Raw genomic sequence first — 16,609 nt, forward strand, 5'->3', positions numbered from 1 at the left:
TGGATGGAACTACAGCTTTTGAAGTGTCCTGGCTGCGGCGCGAAGCTTCCACCCCCGTCCTCACCGAATGGCATCCTCACCTGCGACTACTGCGGTGCCATGGTGTCCGCGAAGGGCGCGGCCGTCTGGCCCAAGCCCGCTCGCCCCGCGGACGACCCTCCCTTCGCTCCAGACCGGCCCCGCGTCACGGTGGCGAACACGCGCTACGTGCTGCTCGGGCGCCTGGGCCGAGGCGACGGCAGTGACGTGTTCCTCGCGCGCCGCGACTCCCGCATCACCGAGCTGGTGGTGCTCAAGGTGGCCCGCGCGCTCGACGACAAGGACTTGCTCGCCCGCGAGTACGAGGTGCTGGAGGACCTGCAGCGCACCGACGCCCAGGGCGCCGAGTACTTCACCCGCCTGCTCCCCCAGCCCGTGGCGCGAGGCACCGCGAAGGACCCCGAGGGCATCGCTCGCGCGGCGCTGGTGTACCGGTGGACGAGCGGCTTCCAGCACACCTTCTCGGAGGCGCGTGAGGTGTACTCCGATGGCGTCGACCCACGCGCCGCGGTCTGGATGTGGAAGCGCGCGCTGGAGCTGCTGGGCTTCGTGCATCGCGCGGGCTACGTCCACGGCGCGGTGCTGCCGCCCCACCTGCTCCTCCACCCCAGGGACCACGGGCTGATGCTGGTTGGCTGGTCCAGCGCCGTGCGGCACCGCTCGTTCCAGTCCCTGCCCTCCACCAGCGCCTCGCACCGCGACTTCTATCCCGACACACTTTGGGATGGAGGCGTGCCCACTCCGGAGACGGACGTGGCGATGTGCGCGCGCTCCATCACCTGGGTGCTCGGTGGAGACCCGGCAACGGGCTCGGTGCCGTCACGCGTGCCAGCACCCCTGGCGGAGCTGCTGCGCGCGCAGCATTCGGGGCGGAGTGGCCTGGACGTCGATGCGTGGAGCGTGAAGGAGCAGGTCTCCGCCGCCGCGCAGGAGTCCTTCGGTCCGCCGAGTTACGTTCCCTTCACCCTGCCTGGGTGGCGTTGAGCGCGGCCTGGCCGTGCGAGGAAGGAGAGTCGAGCCATGGGTTACGGGAGCTACAGCCACGCGGCACATGCGGCATTCACACGGGCCCGTGAGGAGATACCCGTGCAGCGCGTCTTCCGACAGGAGCGCTGTCACCCGCTGATGGACCCGCACGGCGTGAAGTGGCGGGAGAGTCGCGACAGCGAGGCGCATTCCAAGTCCCTGGGCATCGTCTTCGCCCTCGACGTCACGGGCTCCATGGGCTCCATCCCGGAGCTGCTCGCCCGGCGCCGGCTGCCTGACTTCATGAAGTCCCTGATGGACGTGGGCATCCCGGACCCCCAGGTCCTCTTCATGGCGGTGGGCGACGCGAACAGCGACCACGCCCCGCTCCAGGTGGGCCAGTTCGAGTCCTCCGAGCGGCAGATGGACCAGTGGCTGACGTCCAGCTACCTGGAAGGCGGCGGCGGAACGCCCGGCACCGAGTCCTATGAGCTGGGCATGTACTTCGCCGCGCGCCACACGGACCTGGACTGCTGGCGCAAGCGCAAACACCGGGGCTACTTCTTCATGACGGGCGACGAGCGCCCCTATGGGTATGTCTCTCGCAAGCAGGTGAGGTCCCTCATCGGCGACACGCTCGACGAGGACCTGCCCGTCCGGCAGGTGGTGGAGGAGCTCCAGGTCGGCTTCGAGCCGATCTTCCTCATCCCGGACCTGGCCCGACGCCGCAACTGCGAGCGCGACTGGCGGGAGCTGCTCGGAGACCGCGTCATCTGCATGGAGGACCCCACCGACACGGTGGATGTGGCGGCCAGTCTCGTGGGCCTGTGCGAGGGCGCAATCCCAGACCTGGACGCGCTGGCCCGACATCTGGAGAAAGGCGGACTGGAGCGACCCCGACGCGGCGCCGTCATCCGCGCGCTCACGTCCTTCGCCGCGACGCTGGGGCGCGATGGCACGCCACAGCCTCGCCTGGAGGATGAGCCGCTGCCCACCAACGACGCCAACTCCGGCCACCGCCGCATCCCTCGCGACGAGCGATGAAGGCACCCCGCGCGGCCCACGTCGTCGTCGACCTCGGCTTCGGCGACGCGGGCAAGGGCACGCTCACGGACTGGCTGGTGCGGCGCCACGGCGCCCAGCTCGTCGTGCGCTTCAACGGAGGCGCCCAGGCGGGCCACAACGTCGTCACCGATGACGGGCGGCACCACACCTTCTCCCAGCTCGGCGCGGGCACCTTCGTCCCTGGCGTGGCCACGCACCTGGCGCACTCCACCGTCTTCCATCCACTGGCCCTCCACGTGGAAGCGCAGTACCTCGCGGAGCGCGGTGTCCCGGACGCCCTGTCGCGCGTGACGGTGAGCGAGCGCGCCCGCGTCATCACCCCGTTCCATCAAGCGGCCGGACGGCTGCGCGAGTTGGGCCGGGGCGCGCGGCGGCATGGCACCTGCGGCGTAGGAGTGGGCGAGACGATGCGCGACACGCTCGCGCATCCGGAGGCCGCCGTCCTCGCGGCAGACTTGTGTCGACCCGACGTCCTCACCAGGAAGGCCCGCGCCGCGCAGGAGCGACTTCGCGCGGAGCTGGCCGAGGTGCGGCGCGCCGCCGTGGGCCATCCCGACTCCGCGCCCGAGCTGGGACTGCTGGAGGACTCCGACATTCCCTCGCGCTGGGTGGAGGCCGTGCGCGTCATCCATCCCGAGCAGCGCGTGGTGGGCAATGGCTGGCTCGGCCCCCGGCTGCGCGAGGGCCACACCGTCTTCGAGGGCGCGCAGGGCGTCCTGCTGGATGAGTGGCGCGGCTTCCATCCGCACACCACCTGGAGCACCTGCACCTTCGAGCCCGCCCTGGCCCTGCTGCGCGAGCAGGGCTTCGACGGGGACGTACATCGACTCGGCGTGCTTCGCGCCTACGCCACGCGCCACGGCGAGGGCCCCTTGCCCACCGAGGAAGCCTCGCTCGCGGCCTTGGTGCCCGAGCCTCACAACACCGCCGACGGCTGGCAGGGCGGCTTCCGCGTGGGCGGGTTCGACGCGGTCCTCGGACGCTATGCGCTCCAGGTCTGCGGCGGTGTGGACTCGCTCGCCCTGACACATGTGGACAGGCTTGGCCCGCACTGGCCCGTGTGCTCCGCGTACCACGCACCTCCCGGCACCGCGGAAGACGAGGCGCTCGTGGTGCGCGACGAGGCCGGGCGCGTCACGGCGCTGCGTCCCGGCGCGGCCCAGGACCTCGCATGGCAGGCACGACTCACCGGGGCGCTCGCCCGCTGCACACCCGAGCGGACGACGCTGTCGCTGGGAGAGAGCGCCGACACCCGGACTCAGCGCTTCGTCACCTGGGTGGAGGCGACCCTGGGCGTGCGCGTCTCCGTGACGTCACAGGGCCCCAGGGCCCGGGACAAGCGCTCCCGGGGCTGACGACGAGAGGGCCTCCGGGCTAGCGTCCGGGCACATCGCGAGGTGCATTCGCGGTGTCTCCACCGAGGGGGTCTTTCAGTCATGGGTTACGGGAGCTACAGCCACAAGGCGCATGAGGCGATGACGAAGGCTCGCAGCGAGCTGCCGCCTCAGGAAGTGTTCAAGCAGCGCGCCTGCCATCCCCAGATGGACCCCTTGGGGGTGAAGTTCCGCGAGAGCCGCGACAGCGCGGCCCACCCGAACTCGCTCGCCGTCGTCATGGCGCTCGACGTGACGGGCTCCATGGGCAACATCCCCGAGAGCCTCGCGCGCCAGACGTTCCCCTCGTTCATGAAGGACCTGATGGAGGCGGGCATCCCCGACCCGCAGGTGCTCTTCATGGCGGTGGGTGACGCGTTCTTCGACCGCGCCCCGCTCCAGGTCGGCCAGTTCGAGTCCTCCGAGAATCAGCTGGACCAGTGGCTCACCTGGATGTTCCTGGAGCGCGGCGGTGGCTCGAACCCCGGCGAGTCGTACGAACTGGGCATGTACTTCGCCGCCGAGCACACCTCGATGGACTGCTTCGAGAAGCGCGGGAAGAAGGGCTACTTCTTCATGACGGGCGACGAGCCGGCCTTGGAGAACGTGTCCCTGACCCAGGTGAAGTCCCTCATCGGAGACACGCTCGACAAGGACATGCCCATCTACCAGGCCGTCGAGCGGCTGGAGCGGACGTTCCACCCGTTCTTCCTCATCCCGGACCAGCGGCGGAGGGGCTACTGCGAGGACTTCTGGCGCATCGTCATGGGCGACAGGGTCATCTGCATGGATGACGCGGTGGACACCTGCGACGTCGCCGCCGCGCTGGTGGCCCTCACCGAGCGCGCCGTCCCCCACCTCGACGCCATCGCCAAGCGCCTTCGGGACTCCGGCAAGCCCCCCGAGCGGGTGAAGGGCATCCTGCGGGCGCTGGAGCCCTGGGCCCAGAAGCTGCGAGCCACGACGTAGGACAGTGTCGGTCGAGGCTCTTTCCCACGGAGCCTCGCGCCGTGATACCCCGAAGCCGTGAGTGAATCCTTCGAACGGCTCGGACTGTCCAAGGCCACCCTCGGCGCCCTGCGCCGGGTGCGCTTCACGCAGCCCACCCCCATCCAATCCCAGGCGATTCCCCCTGCCCTCTCGGGCAAGGACATCATCGGCTGCGCGGCCACCGGCACGGGCAAGACGGCCGCCTATGTGCTGCCCCTCGTGGAGCGCTTCCACAGCAAGTCGGGCACGCTCGGCCTGGTGCTCGCCCCCACCCGCGAGCTCATCCAGCAGATCGCCGAGCCCGTGCAGGTCTTCGCCGAGGCCCGCGGCCTGACGCACGCCGTGGTCATCGGCGGCGAGGACATGGGCGCCCAGGTGGAGGCCCTCAAGGCCCAGCCCACCTTCGTGCTCGCCACGCCTGGCCGCCTGGTGGACCTGCTGGAGAACGGCATGGTGGACTTCAGCAAGCTGGAGGCCCTGGTGCTCGACGAGGCCGACCGGATGCTCGACATGGGCTTCTTCCCTCAACTCGAGCGCATCTTCGAGGCCCTGCCCCGCCGTCGGCAGACGCTGCTGTTCTCCGCGACGCTGGGGCCGGACGTCACCGAGTTCGCCCGCGAGCGGCTGTACCGTCCCGTGCGCGTGGAGGTGACTCGCAGCGGGACTCCCGCCGAGCGGGCCGAGCAGCGGCTCTACATCGTCAAGGCCGAGGAGAAGTCCTCGCTGCTGCTCACGCTGCTGGCGGAGGATTCGACGACGGCGCTCGTCTTCACGAAGACGAAGGAGCGCGCGGACAAGGTGATGCGCATCCTCCAGCGCGCGGGCCACAAGAGCGCGGTGCTGCACGCGGACCGGACGCAGAACCAGCGTCGCCAGGCGATGGAGGGCTTCCGCAAGGGGACGTACCGGTGCCTCGTCGCCACGGACATCGCCGCGCGCGGCCTGGATGTGGAGGACGTGGGACAGGTCATCAACTACGACCTGCCCCATTCACCCGAGGACTACGTGCACCGCATCGGTCGCACCGCGCGCGCGCAGGCCAGCGGCGTGGCCTCCACGTTCGCCATCCCCAAGGACAAGGAAGTCGTCGCGCAGATTGAGCGCGTCATGCGCGGACAGATTCCCCGAGTGCCGGTGCCTCGCGAGGACCCCGTGTTCCAGGAGGCGTGGGCCCAGTTCCTCGCCTCACAGAAGAACCCGGGCCCGGCGCAGCAGGAATCGGAGGCGCCCAAGCGCGAGCAGCGGCGGCCCGAAGGCCGACACGCCCGCACGCATCGCAAGCGCTGACCAGGCCGAGGGCTCCAGGGCCACCCACCCCCGGCGACGGGGGTTCGCGTCAGGGGGAAGCGGGGCGCTCGCGCTCCAGCTCCGCGCGGAAGAAGGCGCTGCCTTTGGCGAGCTGCGCCATGTAGCCGCGCACGTCCTCGCGCGCCTCGTCGGACAGCTTCGCGAAGGGCATCACGTGCGCATCCGGCACGTAGCGGAACGTCAGGTTGATGCGCCGCGTGCGGAAGTCCGGCAGCTTCGGCGCCAGGTCATGCCCCTCGCGTGTGTCCACCCGCTGCACCCGGTGGAACGTCTCTTCCTTCCACCGCGTCCCGCCGAACAGCTCCAACGAGCCGTCATCCAGCCACTGCTCCAGCACCACCGCGTCGCGCTCACCGGGCCGTGAGGACGTGACGAACTGGATGAGCGCCCGCTCTCCGAAGGACAGCGAGGCCACCGGCCCCGGCTCGAAGTCCTTGTGCTCGCCCACCCGCGCCGTGTCCACCCAGCGGTCATCCTCCAGGCGACTGCCGTAGAAGTTCACCAGACAGGTGTTGAGGTGCCAGCCCTTGGGCATGTCCGGCCCCCGGAACATGCGCCGCGCCAGGTCCTCCACCTTGTCCACCTGCCGCTGGAGCACCGCCGGAAAGGGCTCCGCCTTGACGCACCGGTTCAGGATTCCCTTGGGGGGGCGGTAGTAGTCCAGGCACGCGAACTGCCAGTTTCCCAGCCAGTACACCGGCCGCAGCAGGCGCCGCTGCTGCTGTCCCGGCGGGGGCGGGAAGTGCGTGGAGTAGCGCTCCTCCCAGAGCGGGTGGAGCCCACCGAGCCAGTTGAGGATTTCCATCCGGTCCGCGGCGGACAGGAAGCTCGCGTTGTAGTGGTGACCCGGAGTGCGCTGGCGGGCCTTCTGGGCCAGCGAGGGGCCACGGCGGGGGGGAAGGGCCATGGGCGCCCCCGTGCTACCACACCCGCTCTGTCCGGAGCGCCTGTTGCGCAATCCGGACACCCCGGGTGTTGGTAGGGAGGCCGGAACGCGAAACCACCATGTCCGAAGACCGCCTCCATGCGCTTTACCGCACCTACGGGCCCGCCCTGTATGCCCGCTGCCGCCAGATTCTGGGCGACGACGCCGCGGCCGCCGACGCGGCCCAGGAGACCTTCCTTCGCCTGCACCGGCAGTTGGCCCGCGCCCCGGATGCCCACCACGCCCTCGCGTGGATCTACCGCGTGGCCACCAACTACTGCCTCAACCAGGCCCGGGACCGCCGCCGCCGCGCCGTGCCCGTCGGAGAGCTTCCCGAGGCACCGGGCGTCGACGCCGAGCGACTCCTGGAGGACCGGGACCTCGCTCGCCGCCTCATCACCACCGCGCCCCCCAAGGCGGCCGAGGTCGCCTGGCTGCACCTCGCCGATGGGATGACCCAGGACGAGGTCGCCCAGGTGCTCGGCATCTCCCGTCGCACCGTCGTCAACCGGCTCGCAGACTTCCACCGGCACGCACACACGCTCGCCGGGAGGCCCCCCTCATGAACACCGCCCCCTCCCACGTCTCCAGCCTCAAGCTGGATGCCCTCGCGATGGATGCGCTCTCCCCCCAGGAGCGCAGTGCCACCCAGGCCCACCTGGACACCTGCCTCACGTGTCGCACCCGCGCGGACGAGCTGGCGTCGCTGCGCCGCCACTTCACCGCCTATGTGCTCCCCCGCGCCGACCGGCTCCCCACCCGCGTGTCGCCGTGGGGACACCGCTGGCGATGGTGGGCTCCCGCCCTGGCCCTCTCGTCGGCGGTGCTGCTCCTGCTCGCGCTCGTCGCCATCCCCTCTGTCGAGGAGCCCGAGCTCGCCCTCAAGGGAGGCGCGGTGCTCCAGCTCTTCGCGCACCGCGGCGAGCGCACGTGGAAGGTGGAGGAAGGCGAGGCGCTGGCCGCGGGCGACCAGGTGCGCTTCGTCGTCGAGGGACTGGGGCTGCCCTACGTCCTCGTCGTCTCCGTGGATGGCGCGGGACAGGTGAGCACCTACTTCCCGTTCGGGGGAACCGAGAGCGGCCTGTTGCCCTCGAGGGGGCTGCCGCTGGAGATTCCGGGGAGCGTGGTGCTCGACAGCGCCCCGGGCCCCGAGCGACTGTTCGCCCTGTTCTCTCGCAAGCCGCTGTCCATCGAGTCCGTGGCTCCCGCACTGCGTGAAATCTCGGCCGGGGGGGCTGACGTCATCCGAGACCGCACGAGGTTGCCGGTTCCCGCCGGAGCACAGGCCTCCTTCCTCTTCGAGAAGACCCAGCCGTGATGACCTTCATCCGCTGCCTCGTCCTCGCCTTCGTGTGTTGCGCCGCCCTGCCCGCCCAGGCGGGGACCCGGCGCATCGCGGTGCTGGTCGGCCACAACGTCGGCAGTGGCGAGCGGCCTCCGTTGCGCTACGCCGAGGCCGACGCGGTCAAGCTCGCCGGAGTCCTCTCCGAGCTGGGAGACGTGCCACCCTCGGACCTCATCGTCCTGCAGGGCGAGAACCTGGCCACGGTGCGCGCCGCGTTGGACGCCGCCGCGCGGAAGGTCGACTCGCTTCGCGTCACGCCGGACACGCGGGTGGTGCTGCTCTTCTATTTCTCCGGGCACTCGGATGGCGTGGCCCTGGAGCTGGGCACGGAGCGACTGCTGTATGCGGAGCTGCGCCGGTGGCTGGACGCGACGCACGCGGATGTGCGGCTGGCCATCGTCGACAGTTGCCGCAGCGGCGCGCTGCTGCGCTTCAAGGGCGGACGACCCGGCCCCTCCTTCGAGCTGCGCTTGACGGACGAGGTGCACAGCACCGGGCATGCGCTGCTCACCTCCAGCGCGGAGGACGAGCTGGCGCTGGAGTCTCGCGAGGTCGGCGGTTCGCTCTTCACGCACCATCTGGTGTCCGGGCTGCGCGGGGCGGCGGATGCCTCCGGCGATGGGCTGGTGACGCTGGCGGAGGCGTATCAGTACGCCTATGCGCATACGGTCTCCGCCACCGCAGACGTGCTGACGGGCGCGCAGCATCCCGCCTATGACTACCGGCTGACGGGCAAGGGCGAGCTGATCCTCACCCAGCTCCCCAGCCCGGGCACGGCCCTGGAGCTGCCCTCCGACTTCGAGCGCGCGTTGTTGCTGCGTCCCGGGCGGGGACAGGTGCTCGCGGAGCTGGGGCCGGGCGCGGTGCCCCGGCTCGCGGTGCCTCCCGGGGAGTACGAGCTGCGGGCATGGCGCGCGGGCAAGCAGCACCAGGGCACGGTGCGCGCGCCGTCGGGACAGGTTCAGAAGGTGCGGTGGGAAGACCTTCAGCTCGTGGCCCCCGCGCCTCTCGTCGGTGGAAGGAAGGGGGGCTCGGAGCCGGTGGCGCGGACGGCCGTCTCCTCCTCGTCACCCGAGGAGTGGAACTGGCCGGCGTCGGCGGCTCCGGTGCAGCCTGGGCAGGCGCCCGGTGCGAAGACCTCCAGGACGGCGCCGGAGGAACCTCGTCCCTGGGAGGAGGCCGCCACGCGCCGGGCCGCGGCCGAGGCTGGCACGGTCTCGGTGGAGTCTCCGGAGCCTCCGACTTCGGAACCCCTGGCGGTCGGCGCGCTGGAGCCCGTGGCCGAGAAGTCGGTGTTCGAACAGGCACTGCCGCCACCGCCCCTGCCCATGTCACGATTCCAGAATCCTCCTGGGAGCCGTGCGCTGAGCCTGACGGTGGGAGCGCGTCAGACGGTGATCGATCCGGACGGGGCCTTGGTGTCGTTCCGACTGGAACTGTCCCGGACGGAGTCGAGCGGAATGACCTTCTCGCTGGAGCTGGGCCAGGGGCCGCACCAGGAGGACCGGGAGTTCATCACGGGGCTGGGCGTGGGCTACGCGTGGAAGAAGCAGGCCCGCATCGTGGAGTTCACCGGCGGCGTCGAGGCCAGCATGCAGCTTGTCGTGCAGAGCCGGTCGGGCGAGACGCTGTGGACCGTTGGACCCGCTGTCGCTCCCGTGGGGTCCATCGCGGTCTTCGTCATGCCCCAGCTCGCGCTGCTCATCGGAGGACGACTGCCCGTGGCCGTCCTCCGGATGGACGACTTCACCGAGGTGAAGTTCCTGCCCGCACTGGACCTGGGGGTGAGGACGCGCTTCTAGCGAAGCGCTCGAGGTTCAGCGTCCGTGGGAGATACCGGCGGACGAGCCCTCCGAGGCACCATGCACCGAGGCCGGCGACGCGGGCACGGCCGTAGCCGAAGCGGACGGCACCGACCCGGCGACTGGCAATGAGGCCGCCTGCGCAGACGCAGCGACTGGGATGGTGGTCTGCACCGCTCCGGCAACGGGCGCGGCGGCGGGCTTCACCGTCTCGGCAACGGGCGCAGCGGGCTTCACTACCTCGACGACAGGTGCGGCAACCGGCTTCACCGTCTCGGCGACAGGCATGGCAGCGGGCTTGACCACCTCGGCAACGGGCGCGGCGGCCGGCTTCACCGTCTCGGCGACAGGCATGGCAACGAGCTTCCCCGCCTCGGCAACGGGCGCGGCGGCCGGCTTCACCGTCTCGGCAACAGGCGCGGCGGCCGGCTTCACAGTCTCGGCAACGGGCGCGGCAGCGGGCTTCACAGTCTCGGCGACAGGCATGGCGGCCGGCTTCCCTGCCTCGGCAACGGGCGCGGCGGCCGGCTTCACCGTCTCGGCAACAGGCGCGGCGGCCGGCTTCACCATCTCGGCAACAGGCGCGGCGGCCGGCTTCACCGCCTCGGCAACAGGCGCGGCGGCCGGCTTCACCGCCTCAGCAACGGGCGCGGCAGCCGGCTTTACCGTCTTGGCAATGGGCGTGGGCTTCGCGCAGTTCGTCGCGAGCGCTGCATCCATCGTGGGCGCGGCGCTCGTGGCGACGGCCATCGCGGGAGCCTTCGGCTCGGGCGGCAGTTGCCGGGGCGGCAGCACGAAGGGCGGCGGCACGGGGCAGTTCGTGCACGGTCCCCGCAGCGGCACCGACAACCGCTGGCCAGCACGCAGGAAGTTGTTCCGCATGCGGTTCGCCTTGCGAATCATGGACACCGTCGACCCGTACTTCAGCGCGATGCCGCCCAGCGTGTCACCGGAGCGCACGCGGTGCACCATCACGTTGTGCTCGGGCTGCAACGACAGGAGCGGCTGCACCCTGCGCCCCAGCTCCTGCGCCCTCGGGTTGTGGAAGCGCAGGTGGAAGTGGTCCCGATGCCGACGCGCGTGCCGGATGATGCCCACCGGGCTGAACAGCGAGTCCAACCACGCCTTGTCCTCGCCCACCGCGAGCGCATGGTCGTAAAGGACCTTCTGCACGCGCTTGTCCACGAGGATGAGCTGGATGTCCGTCTTGGTGACGACCGCGCGGATGAACGCCCAGTTGAGCGGCACGTTGATGTACTTCTCGCGCTCGCGCTCACGGATGGGGTCCACCGTCGGGTAATAGAAGCCGACGTCCACGTCCCGGCCATTCTGGTGGCTCTTGTGAGGACGCTTGTAGCCGCCCTCCTTGTTGCTGATGCCATTGACGCGGATGGGCGGCGCTTCCGGGTACTTCGAGCGCACCTCGCGAATGGCCGACACCAGGTAGTCGATGCTCTCCTGCGTGCCCCACGCAATCTCCGGCGACACGACAATCCAGTCGTCGCCCCGGGGGAACTGCACGGAGTTCACCAGCCGGCCGCTGTGCGCGAAACCCACCGCCATGGAGCCGAGCGACGCGATGTCTTCCTTCCAGCGCCGCGTCAGGTCCTCATCGGACACCTCCGCCGAGTACAGCGGCCCCGTCGGCACCTCGCCGCCCACCACCGGCGTCTCGCCCTCGCCGTCGTCGCCTTCACCCTCGCCGGCCTCCGCCGCCTCGTCCTCCAGGTCCTCCGCCGACAGCGCGCAGCTCTCGTCGGAAGCCTGGGCCACGACAGCGGCGGCCCCGGAAGTCGCCCCCTCCGCCGAGGCAATCGGCACGGCTTCAACCGGTGCCGGAGGCACCTGCTCTCGCCCAGGCGTCAGTCCTTCCGAACGCACGGACGCAAGGGCAGCCTCGCCGCCAGAGGGGGGAGCCACGCGCGCGGCACAGCCGGCGCAAACCAATAGGAGCCAGAGGGGGTAACGCACCGGGCCGGAGGATGGCCCGAGAATCGTTCGAGCACAAAGCCCCGCCCTGATTTTTTGGCGCCCCCCTGCCCCGGGGGGCGCTCTCTGCGTGGCCAGGGCCACACTTCCCGCGCGAGAATGTCCGCGTCAGGGCGCCGGCGCCGGCACCTTGAGTGCGACGTCGAGCGCCAGCTCAATCATCTCGTCGAACGAGGTCTGCCGGTCTTGCGGGGAGAGGGCCTCACCCGTCTGGAGGTGGTCCGACACGGTGAGCAGGGCCAGGGCGCGCGCACCGAACTCGGCTGCTACGCCGTACAAGCCAGCAACCTCCATCTCGATGGCCAGCACGCCCATGCGCACCAGCGTGGCGGTGAGCTGCTCTTGCGGGTGGTAGAACAGGTCGGACGTGAAGACGGTGCCCGCGCGCACGGCCTTGCTCCGTCGCTCCGCCGCCTCCATCGCCCACCGGGCGAGCTGGAAGTCCGGCACGGCCGCGAAGTCGTGGTCCAGCAGCCGCATCCGGTTCACCTTCGAGTCCGTGCCGGCCCCGGTGGCGACGATGACGTCCCGCAGCTTCACGTCCGGGCGGAGCGCGCCGCAGCTCCCCACGCGGATGAGGACGCGGGCGCCATATTCCTTGATGAGCTCGGTGGCATAGATGGAGATGGACGGCACGCCCATGCCGTGTCCCATCACCGAAATCCTGCGGCCCTGATAGGTGCCGGTGAAGCCGAACATGTTGCGCACGGAGGTGACGCCCCGGGCGTCCTCCAGGAAGCGCTCGGAGATATAGCGGGCCCGGAGGGGGTCGCCGGGCATCAGCACCACGTCGGCGAAGTCGCCGGGTGCGGCGGAGATATGAGGGGTTGCCATGGGGGCGCACCATAACGCTCCGTGCGCCTGCCCGCGATTACCAACTCGAACTGCCGAACCCCGAGCCGCTCCCAGAAGAACCGCTGCTGTAGGAAGAACTGGAGAAGCCCGAGTCGCTGCTCGAAGAGGACGAGCTGGACGAGAACGAGCTGGACGAGGACGACTCGCGAGCCCGCGCCTGCTCACGGGCCTCCTCGCGGCGCCGCTCCTCCTCGCGCTCGGCCTCCTCGATGGCGTCACGAGCCTCGCGCGTCGCCGAGTCCGCCGACCGCAGGGCCTCCGGATAGAGCCCCTTGTCGAGCGCGCGCCGTGCCGAGTCGAGCTGGGAGCCTCCCGCCCTGCCCCGCCAGGTCGCGGCGCTCTGCACGAGGCTGGCGGCGGACCGGATGGCGTCGGAGGCCTCCTCGGCGGCGCGCAGCTCTCCGCGCAGGTCCGCCGACTTGCGCGCGGCCTCGGAGGCGATGCGGTCCGCCACCCGGTCGAAGGCCACCCAGTCTCCATGCGGCTTCGCGAAGTCCTTCATCGTCGTGTCGAGCTCGCGACGCAGCGTCACCAGGGCGTTGATGGCGACCGTCGTCGCGCGGCTGTCGGTGATGCCGTCGTTGGCGGCCTGACGAATCCACTGGTCCGCGAAGGACAGGGCGCGGTCCGCCGAGGCCAGGCTCTCCTCGGCCTGGGCGTGGTGGGCCCGGTCCGAGGCGGCGGTCTGCCGCACCTGCTCCAGCGACAGGCAGGCGGCGGCGAGCCGCTCGGCGGCGTCGAAGGGGTCCGCGGGGCGCGTGTCCGCGGCGGTCACCGCCGCCAGGAGGAGCTGCCGGGCTGCATCGCGGGCCGTGCGCGTGGGCTGCATCGTGCGGGCATCGGAGGCGTCGGTGTCACAGGCCGTGATGAGGCCCTGGGCCACGAGCAGCGTGCGGGCATTGCCCTCCTCGGTGGACTGGAGTCTCCGCGACTTCTCCTCGACTTCATCGAGCCGGGCGTGGACCCGGGCATGGCGCGCCTCCACCTCCGTCAGCAACGCGGCGGTGGCCAGCAATCGGGCCTCCGCATACGCCAGCTCCGACTCCGCCAGGCGCTTCGCCGCCTCACCTCGATGAAGGGCCACCTCGGCGAGGTTGTCCTGCACCGTGCCGTTGGCCTCCGGATGCACCGGGTCCTCCGGCCGCAGCCGCAACGCGGAGGGGCGATAGCCACGTGTCAGCGCCTCGAGCAGCACGGTGCCATCCGCCACGCGCACCTCGAGACGCCGGGCCTCCGCACGGCACGCATCCCGCCGGGCCGCGAAGTTCTTCCGGGCCTCGTGGCTGCCGGCGATGAGCGCCTCCACTTCGCCCACGCGCGTCAGGGTGGCCGTGAGCGCCGTGAGCGCCGCATCCAGCTGTCCCTCACCGAGGGCCGCTCGCGCCTCCGTCAAGGAGTGGGCACCAGAGGCATGCCGGTCCGTCGGGTCCGCGTCCTTCTCGCGAAGCATCGCCGAGGCGGGCTTGTCCATCGACTGCCCCAGCTCCGCGCGGGCCTTCGCCGTTTCCTTCTCCACGCGCGCCAGGGAATCTCGCGCCCGGGCCGAGAGCGCCACCAACTCGTCCGCTTCCGTCGCTCGCGTGGCCAGCGCCGAGAAGGACTGCCCCAGCACCTCGACGGACTCCTTCACCGGCTGGTCCACCAGCGCCTTCGCGGTCTCCTCCGCCGTATGTCCCAGGGCCGCGAGCGCGTCATCCAACCACCGGCGCGAAAGGCCCGCGCCCCCCAGCGCCTTTCCCGCCTGCGTCACCACCGGGAGCACCTCGCGCGCGGCCACGTCCAACACGGTGACGAGCGCCAGTGCATCATCCATCCGTCGCGCGCCCTGCGCGAGCGGCCCCTCCAGCGCGGCGAGCGGGTCCATGCCCAACAGGGACCTCGCTTGCTTCGCGAGTGCGTCCAGGCACGGCGTGACGTGACCGATGACGTCCTTCACGCGAAGCACCGCGTCCCCGGAGGCGGTCGTCTTCAGCTCGGCCGAGAAGGACTCCAGCACCTTCACCGAGTCCACCGAAGTCGTCGGAGCCTTCTCCAGCGAGTCCACCAGCACAAGGGCCCGCTCGGCATGGGTGTTGAACGCCTCCAGCAAGGCCTCGAAGGAGAGCGAGAAGGGCTGATAGCTCTTCAGGTCGCCGATGAGCCGCTGCGCCTCCGTGCGCGGTCCGCGCAGCACGTCCTCCACGCCTTCGTCGGGGTGGAAGACGATGGGCTCGTCGCGCAGCAAGCGGGTGACCTGCTCGTAGCGAGCCGTCCCCAGATGCGCTCCCAGGGCCTTCGTCATACCCGAGCCCTCGAGCAGTTCCTCGGCCCGATGCAGCACGCGCGCGGCGGCGGTGGCGAGCAGGAAGAGTTCGTCCACATCGGAGGCAAGCTGCTGCCCGCGCTCCCGGGTGATTCCCGCGAAGCGCTTCTCGATGTCCTCTCGGGACTTGCCGGCGCACAGGTGCGTGCGCTCCAGGAGGCCGAAGAGCGCGTGGGTCTTCTCGTCGATGGCCGTGCGCCAGCGGGCATGCAGTTCGGTGGCCTTGCGCCGACTCGCGTTGCGGCGACGACGCGCCCAGACACCCGCGAGGAGCAGGCCCGCGCCACCCGCCGCCCCGCCCTGGTTGCGCGTCCTCCGGGCCTGCTCCGCCTCGTCCGCCGACGCGACTGCCGTGCGGTAGGAGTCCTCAGTCGCTCGCAGCAGCTCGCCGTATGTGGAGGCTCTCGCATCATACGCCTCGCGAGCCTGCCCCAGTGCCAGCCGGGCTGAGGTGAGCGGCTCCTGGAAGTCCTCGACCTCCGGCCTCGTCGCGAGGCGCTCCAGCAGGCCCGCCAGCTCCGTGAGCCGCTGCCCATCCCGTCCCGCGGCATCCAGCGTCTCGGTGACCTTCGCGCGTGCCGCCTCGGCCGACGTGAGCGCGCCGCCATGAGCGAGCGTCATGTCGCGCACCGCGCCGCGCGCCGTCTCCGTCTCCGTGCGCAGCAGCGTGAGCCGCTCGGACGCAAACGCGGCCAACGGATGCGCGGACAGCGTCACCTGCGCGGACTCCAGCGATTTGAGTCGCTCGGACGCGGCACGGTGCGTCTCCATCGCCACGCGCAGCCCGTCCAGACGCGTCCGCAGTCCGTCATGAACCGCCGTCGCCTTCGCGAGGTCGGCCTTCTCCAGAGGTGTCAGCAGCGCGAGGGCATGGAGGACCTGCTGCTCCGCGCCAGGAAGGTCCACGGCGGCCGCGGTCAGCCCCGAGGGAAGCGCCGTCCCGAAGGCCGCGAGCCGCTGCGCGGAGAGGCGCGGCACCTCCTCCCGCATCGCCAGGAGCCGGCCCCGCAGGGACTCGAGGAGCCGGTTGCGCTCGGCCACCTCCTGGTCGATGGCGGAGGCCACCCGCGAGTCGACGAGCGTCACGGTGTTCTTCGCCGCGTCGATGATGCGACCACCGTTGCGCATGGCCTCGATGGCCGGAGCATCCAGGTCGCCCTTCCACTGGGCCTCGCCCGCCTTGCGCCGGTCCTGCGCCTCCGAGCCGAAATACGACAGGTTCCGCTCCGCCAGGGACAGCACGAACACGGCGCCGTCCGGCTCCTGCGTCTTCGGATGCTTCAGCGCGCCGAAGCGGGTGCGATTGGACAACCCCTTGCCCAGGGCATGCAACGCGGCGTCGATACCCGTGAAGGTCGTGCCCTCGGCGTCGACGAAGCGCTCCCCCGCCGCGCTCCAGAGGAACACCACCGTCCAGTGGGGCGCGTTCGTCGCGAGCCAGGCCTCCAGTTCCTCGAGCTGCTCCTCGGAGACGCCGACGTCTCCCTTCACATAGACGTGCTGGGACTCGGACCAGAGCTTCTCGACGCTCGTCGCGCTCTGGATGCTTCGAGGCTTGCGCGCGGCCTCGACGGGCGACGCGGCCAGGGCAAGCGCGAGAAGGAGCAGGAGCGCGAACGACGGGGACGAGCGTTTCATCGGTGGCACCGA

The 16,609-nt window shown here is 70.8% G+C and carries 12 protein-coding genes; 8 read left to right on the top strand and 4 right to left on the bottom strand.

The features are described from left to right. Positions 1-3 precede the first annotated feature (3 nt). From HUA75_RS43740 to HUA75_RS43760, 5 genes are all read left to right on the top strand, one after another. Positions 4-1,023, top strand: coding sequence for a hypothetical protein (locus HUA75_RS43740; RefSeq protein ID WP_174489828.1), 1,020 nt, complete (start codon positions 4-6; stop codon positions 1,021-1,023). 102 nt (positions 1,024-1,125) lie between these two features. Continuing rightward, positions 1,126-2,049 carry a VWA domain-containing protein gene (locus tag HUA75_RS47370; RefSeq protein WP_371746331.1) on the top strand — a complete coding sequence of 308 codons (924 nt, stop codon included), beginning with the start codon at positions 1,126-1,128 and terminating at the stop codon, positions 2,047-2,049. Beyond that, entirely contained in the window at positions 2,046-3,425 is a 1,380-nt protein-coding gene (locus HUA75_RS43750; protein WP_174489829.1) for an adenylosuccinate synthetase, read from the top strand. The genes HUA75_RS47370 and HUA75_RS43750 overlap by 4 nt, the downstream gene beginning before the upstream one ends. 81 nt (positions 3,426-3,506) lie before the next feature. Continuing rightward, positions 3,507-4,412 (top strand): VWA domain-containing protein, encoded by a 906-nt coding sequence (locus HUA75_RS43755; RefSeq protein ID WP_174489830.1) that lies wholly within the window; start codon positions 3,507-3,509, stop codon positions 4,410-4,412. 57 nt (positions 4,413-4,469) lie between these two features. After that, on the top strand, positions 4,470-5,720 hold the full coding sequence (locus HUA75_RS43760; RefSeq protein WP_141644170.1) for a DEAD/DEAH box helicase: 1,251 nt from the start codon (positions 4,470-4,472) through the stop codon (positions 5,718-5,720). Between the two features lie 49 nt (positions 5,721-5,769). On the opposite strand, the gene HUA75_RS43765 is transcribed toward HUA75_RS43760, so the two are convergent. Next, entirely contained in the window at positions 5,770-6,648 is an 879-nt protein-coding gene (locus HUA75_RS43765; RefSeq protein WP_174489831.1) for an alpha-ketoglutarate-dependent dioxygenase AlkB, read from the bottom strand. Positions 6,649-6,746: 98 nt separating this feature from the next. On the opposite strand from HUA75_RS43765, the gene HUA75_RS43770 reads away from it, so the two are divergent. The 3 genes from HUA75_RS43770 to HUA75_RS43780 are packed head-to-tail and all read left to right on the top strand — an operon-like array spanning position 6,747 to position 9,813. Beyond that, positions 6,747-7,232, top strand: a complete 486-nt coding sequence (locus HUA75_RS43770) for an RNA polymerase sigma factor (protein ID WP_141644168.1) — start codon at positions 6,747-6,749, stop codon at positions 7,230-7,232. Then, a complete protein-coding gene (locus HUA75_RS43775; RefSeq protein ID WP_174489832.1) occupies positions 7,229-7,984 on the top strand; it encodes a DUF4384 domain-containing protein in 756 nt (251 codons plus the stop codon). Before HUA75_RS43770 ends, HUA75_RS43775 begins: the two co-directional genes overlap by 4 nt. After that, positions 7,984-9,813, top strand: a complete 1,830-nt coding sequence (locus tag HUA75_RS43780) for a caspase family protein (RefSeq protein ID WP_254628089.1) — start codon at positions 7,984-7,986, stop codon at positions 9,811-9,813. Before HUA75_RS43775 ends, HUA75_RS43780 begins: the two co-directional genes overlap by 1 nt. A gap of 15 nt (positions 9,814-9,828) precedes the next feature. On the opposite strand, the gene HUA75_RS43785 is transcribed toward HUA75_RS43780, so the two are convergent. The 3 genes from HUA75_RS43785 to HUA75_RS43795 all read right to left on the bottom strand — a co-directional run bounded on the left by HUA75_RS43785 (position 9,829) and on the right by HUA75_RS43795 (position 16,597). Next, a complete protein-coding gene (locus HUA75_RS43785) occupies positions 9,829-11,694 on the bottom strand; it encodes a penicillin-insensitive murein endopeptidase (RefSeq protein ID WP_371746332.1) in 1,866 nt (621 codons plus the stop codon). A 216-nt stretch (positions 11,695-11,910) separates the two neighbouring features. Continuing rightward, complete coding sequence (gene deoD / locus HUA75_RS43790) at positions 11,911-12,636, bottom strand: purine-nucleoside phosphorylase (protein ID WP_141644164.1); 726 nt, start codon at positions 12,634-12,636, stop codon at positions 11,911-11,913. Positions 12,637-12,673: 37 nt separating this feature from the next. Next, the gene (locus HUA75_RS43795; RefSeq protein ID WP_174489835.1) at positions 12,674-16,597 is read right to left on the bottom strand and encodes a hypothetical protein; all 3,924 of its coding nucleotides are present in this window, start codon (positions 16,595-16,597) and stop codon (positions 12,674-12,676) included. Positions 16,598-16,609: the final 12 nt, after the last annotated feature.

This window comes from Myxococcus sp. CA040A, from assembly GCF_013336725.1.
GTDB classification, from domain to species: Bacteria; Myxococcota; Myxococcia; order Myxococcales; family Myxococcaceae; genus Myxococcus; species Myxococcus llanfairpwllgwyngyllgogerychwyrndrobwllllantysiliogogogochensis.

Excerpts from the sequence above, each read along its gene's own strand:
- HUA75_RS43740 (WP_174489828.1), top strand. The coding sequence starts at position 4 with ATGGAACTACAGCTTTTGAAGTGTCCTGGCTGCGGCGCGAAGCTTCCA.
- HUA75_RS43750 (WP_174489829.1), top strand. The coding sequence starts at position 2,046 with ATGAAGGCACCCCGCGCGGCCCACGTCGTCGTCGACCTCGGCTTCGGC.
- HUA75_RS43755 (WP_174489830.1), top strand. The coding sequence starts at position 3,507 with ATGGGTTACGGGAGCTACAGCCACAAGGCGCATGAGGCGATGACGAAG.
- HUA75_RS43765 (WP_174489831.1), bottom strand. The coding sequence starts at position 6,648 with ATGGCCCTTCCCCCCCGCCGTGGCCCCTCGCTGGCCCAGAAGGCCCGC.
- HUA75_RS43770 (WP_141644168.1), top strand. The coding sequence starts at position 6,747 with ATGTCCGAAGACCGCCTCCATGCGCTTTACCGCACCTACGGGCCCGCC.
- HUA75_RS43775 (WP_174489832.1), top strand. The coding sequence starts at position 7,229 with ATGAACACCGCCCCCTCCCACGTCTCCAGCCTCAAGCTGGATGCCCTC.
- HUA75_RS43780 (WP_254628089.1), top strand. The coding sequence starts at position 7,984 with ATGACCTTCATCCGCTGCCTCGTCCTCGCCTTCGTGTGTTGCGCCGCC.
- deoD (WP_141644164.1), bottom strand. The coding sequence starts at position 12,636 with ATGGCAACCCCTCATATCTCCGCCGCACCCGGCGACTTCGCCGACGTG.
- HUA75_RS43795 (WP_174489835.1), bottom strand. The coding sequence starts at position 16,597 with ATGAAACGCTCGTCCCCGTCGTTCGCGCTCCTGCTCCTTCTCGCGCTT.